1 protein-coding gene is annotated in these 4,041 nt (G+C 43.0%); it reads right to left on the reverse strand.

Annotated features, from left to right (window positions below; genetic code table 11):
* A partial coding sequence (locus AN490_RS17825) for an amino acid adenylation domain-containing protein (RefSeq protein WP_300006181.1) occupies window positions 1-3,433 on the reverse strand: 3,433 nt, incomplete at its 3' end.
* Window positions 3,434-4,041: the final 608 nt, after the last annotated feature.

The following is a 4,041-nucleotide window of genomic DNA, read 5'->3' on the forward strand; positions in this document are numbered from 1 at the left end:
GTAGTTCTACTTTGAAGCTAGTGCGGATGCGAGAAACCAATTGGGTTGCTAGTAGGGAGTGTCCGCCAAAGGTAAAGAAGTTATCATGAATACCTACTTGCTCTAGTTTGAGGACTTGTGCCCAAATTAGTGACAGGATTTCTTCGGTGGGGGTGCGTGGAGCTACGTACTGGTCTGTGAGTTCAGCGTGTAAATCTGGTATGGGCAAAGCGCGGCGGTCTACTTTGCCATTGGGGGTGAGGGGTAAGGAATCTAAAATGACGAAAGCCTGGGGACCCATGTATTCTGGCAGCTTTTGTGTGAGGAAGCTACGCAGTTCGCTGACAGTGGCTCTCTGCTCTTTTTGCGGCACAATGTAGGCAACTAAGCGCTTGTTACCAGGAATGTCTTCACGGACAATCACGCAAGATGCTTGCACATGGGGATATTGGCTGAGGACTGTTTCGATTTCGCCCAACTCGATGCGGAATCCCCGGATTTTTACTTGATTATCGCTGCGACCCAAGTATTCGATATTGCCATCTGGCAAATAACGGGCTAAGTCCCCGGTTTTGTAGAGACGGGAATTAGGGTAGGTGCTAAAGGGATTGGCGATAAATTTCTCTTGTGTTAACTCTGGTCGGTTGAGGTAGCCGCGTGCTAATCCGACTCCACCTATATGCAATTCTCCTGGTACACCTACTGGTACTGGTTGTAAATTTCCGTCAAGGATATAAAGTTGGGTATTGGCAATGGGACGACCAATGGGAGGCAGCAGCGGCCAAGTTTCCACGGAATTAGTCAGAGTAAAACTGGTGACGACATGACTTTCCGATGGTCCATAATGATTGTGCAAAGTACAATCAGTTAACTGGCTCAACCATTGAGAAATGGCAGGAGTAATCTGCAACTGTTCCCCCGCAGTGATGATTTGGCGCAGATTACTAATAACTAATTCCCGCTCAATAGCCACCTCGGCTAGTTGCTGTAAACCAACAAAGGGAAGAAACAGTCTCTCAACAGCTTGTTCTTGGAGTAAACCTAACACAGCCAATGGTTCTCGGCGCAATTGCTCTCCAATCAACAGCAATGTCCCCCCAGAACACCAGGTTGAGAAGATTTCTTGGAAGGAAACATCAAAGCTGATCGGCGCAAATTGCAGAGTTTTTGCCCCACTAGAAATTGTGACATTTTGCCGTTGCCACAGGAGCAGATTGCAAAGAGCAAGCTGATTCATGGCCACACCTTTTGGCACACCTGTTGAACCAGATGTATAAATCACATAAGCCAAGTTATGTCCTTGCACCTCAGAGATGAGATTCTCTGGACTCAACTGAGAAATTAGTTGCCATGCGGTATCTAAGCAGACAATATTTTCTTGATGGGTTTGTAATTTTTCAACTAATTTCTGTTGACTTAGTAATACCGAAACTTGAGCATCTTCTAGCATGAAAGTCAGACGCTCTTGTGGATATTCAGGGTCAATTGGTACATAGGCTCCACCCGCTTTGAGAATGCCTAGTAGTCCCACTACCATCTCTAAAGAACGCTCTACACAAATACCCACCAGCACATCCGCACCCACACCATGAGAGCGTAAGTAATGCGCTAATTGATTAGCCTGACAATTCAACTGACTATAGGTAAGTTGTTGATTTTCAAACACCACCGCCACTGCATCTGGAGTCCGTTCTACCTGCGACTCAAATAACTGATGGATACATTTATCCTGGGGATCATCCACCTGAGTATCATTCCACTCCAGCAAAATCTCCCGCCGCTGCTGCTCAGATAACAAAGGCAGGTAAGCAATACACTGGTCAGGTTCCGTGAGAATACCTTGCAGAAAAACAGTAAACTGCTCTTGCATCCTGGCAATACTGTCATCATCCAATACATCGGTGTTGTAGAACCAACAACATTTCTTCCCATCTGAGGAAATTATGAAAGTTAGATCACTTCCCAACGGCCCTTGGTAGTCCTCTAGTGTTTCCACACGCTCTACAACCACTGGGAAAAACTGCTCACTACCCCGATCGGACAACGAACGAAGAGATGGATACCTAGTCACGACATCCCGGACATAAGTTAGGGGAAGTTGGGTAAATTCGAACTGTTTTTTTAAAGCCGCAAAACTTTGCTCGTAATCTATATTTACCCGATAAGGAACAACTGACGCAAACAAGCTTTCGAGTCCGACCAACTGTCGTTGTAATTCAATATCTTTAAATCCGATATCAAAACATCCGCTGCCACCAATTCGAGCCAGATAAGTAATAAAAGCAGCTGCGAGAAAATCACTTCGGTGCCATTGGGGATGGCGTTGTGACCATAAGGTAATTACCTCATCGGGTACAAACATCCTGGCACTGGCATACTGTGGTTCTTTTAGGTGTAATGATGCTGTCTGCTTTGCCTCAGGAATAGTGATGGACTCTAAGGTTCCTAGCCTTTCTACCCAAAAAGCTTCATGCTTAACAATTGACTGATCAAACTTCTCAATCTGCTTGACCTGATTAGGCTCAAGATCACAAAACTGATACCCGACCTGCAAGCCAAATTTCTCCACCAGATATGAAATTGATAGTGCTTGACCATTAATAGCCAGTACCTGACGTAGTGCAATATCATAACTTGCTGTAGAAACTTTGATATAAGTAGGTTCAATGTTTGTGATCGTTCCCGGAGGGTAGTTGGACAAGTTACCCTGAACCTCAAGCTTAGAGACTATAAACAAATTGCTGTCTATAGCCAATTTAGGTCGACCTAATGGATTGGGATAAAAACCAAAATCTAAAGCCCTAATCAGGGCATCTAACTCATAAGCACAACGCTTCCATGAGATGATTCCGCCTGCCCTCAGCCTTTTGAAGCGGGAAAAATAGGTGCGCTCATTCAGGTTTACTTTGGTTGCTACAAATGTACCAGAGGATAGCTCATCAACTAGTTGAGCAAATGCATTAATAGCAGATTCATAGCATTTCCCATTCAGAGTCAAAGCTGTCTCGTCATCAGCAATATCGATAATTACCTGCTTCAGGATATCGCCCGCATCAACCATAGCGGCCATTATATGCCACGTCACCCCATGAGTCTTCTCCTGATTCATCAACGCCCAGGAAGTGACATTGACTCCTGCATATCTTGGTAGGGGGGCATCATGATAGTTGATCGCAAATTGGCGTGGTAACTCTAGAATTTCCTGGGGTAAAACATACCTATTGACAATACTGAACAGGTAATCAAAAGGCTGCTGGCTTAAAAATTCTCCGAGATGATCTGTTGGCTTAATATAAGGTATGTTTTTCCCCTCAGCCCAGTTAATTATCGATGCATCTGCGGAGATAATGCCGTAAATTACGTGACCTTGATTGATCAGTATTTCAGCACATTGAATCGGTAAAGTTCCCTCGCCAATAATAAAGCAATTAAATTTATTTTGATGATTAGCCATAATAGCGAGTTTTTTAACTATTTTGTCTATTTTAGTTATCTAAAATAGACCTCTCCGGAAATTAGGTTTTCAGCTAGACAAGTTAAGGGTTTCAGATTCTTTTTCGGAGATGTTTGATGCTTACATATAAGCAATACCAATGATTAACGTATAAGAATCTTCCCTCATTTGTCAATGCGTAAGTTCTAAATATATTTTGTTCAAGTTATGACTCACTCTTACAACTTACGCAAGCGTCACACCAAAAATCTATTGTAGGGTGCATCAGATATCAACAATCTGTTTATTTGCTAGATTTTTGCGGTTTGATGCACCTTACAAGAAAGACTGGGAAGTTTGAAAGTCCCTGAGTAAGCATTGCGTAGCAATGCATTATGTGCTTTAGACCGGGGAGTGTCAATAATGTGACAGTTAGGGTGGGGAATGTGGGATATAAAGATGCACCGTTAGATAGATAAGCATAAGTCTTACCTGCTATCTATTGCATTTTTTTGATAAAGCTGAGATTATTTAAAAGTCTAAGTAGGTCGGCGGAAAAGTTTCTAACTATGTAACGAAAAGTTAAGAATGGTTATTTTTGTTAAAATGAATACGTTCTGTACTGTATT

Origin of the sequence: Anabaena sp. AL09 (assembly GCF_001672255.1) — a bacterium.
Taxonomy (GTDB): domain Bacteria; phylum Cyanobacteriota; class Cyanobacteriia; order Cyanobacteriales; family Nostocaceae; genus Dolichospermum; species Dolichospermum lemmermannii.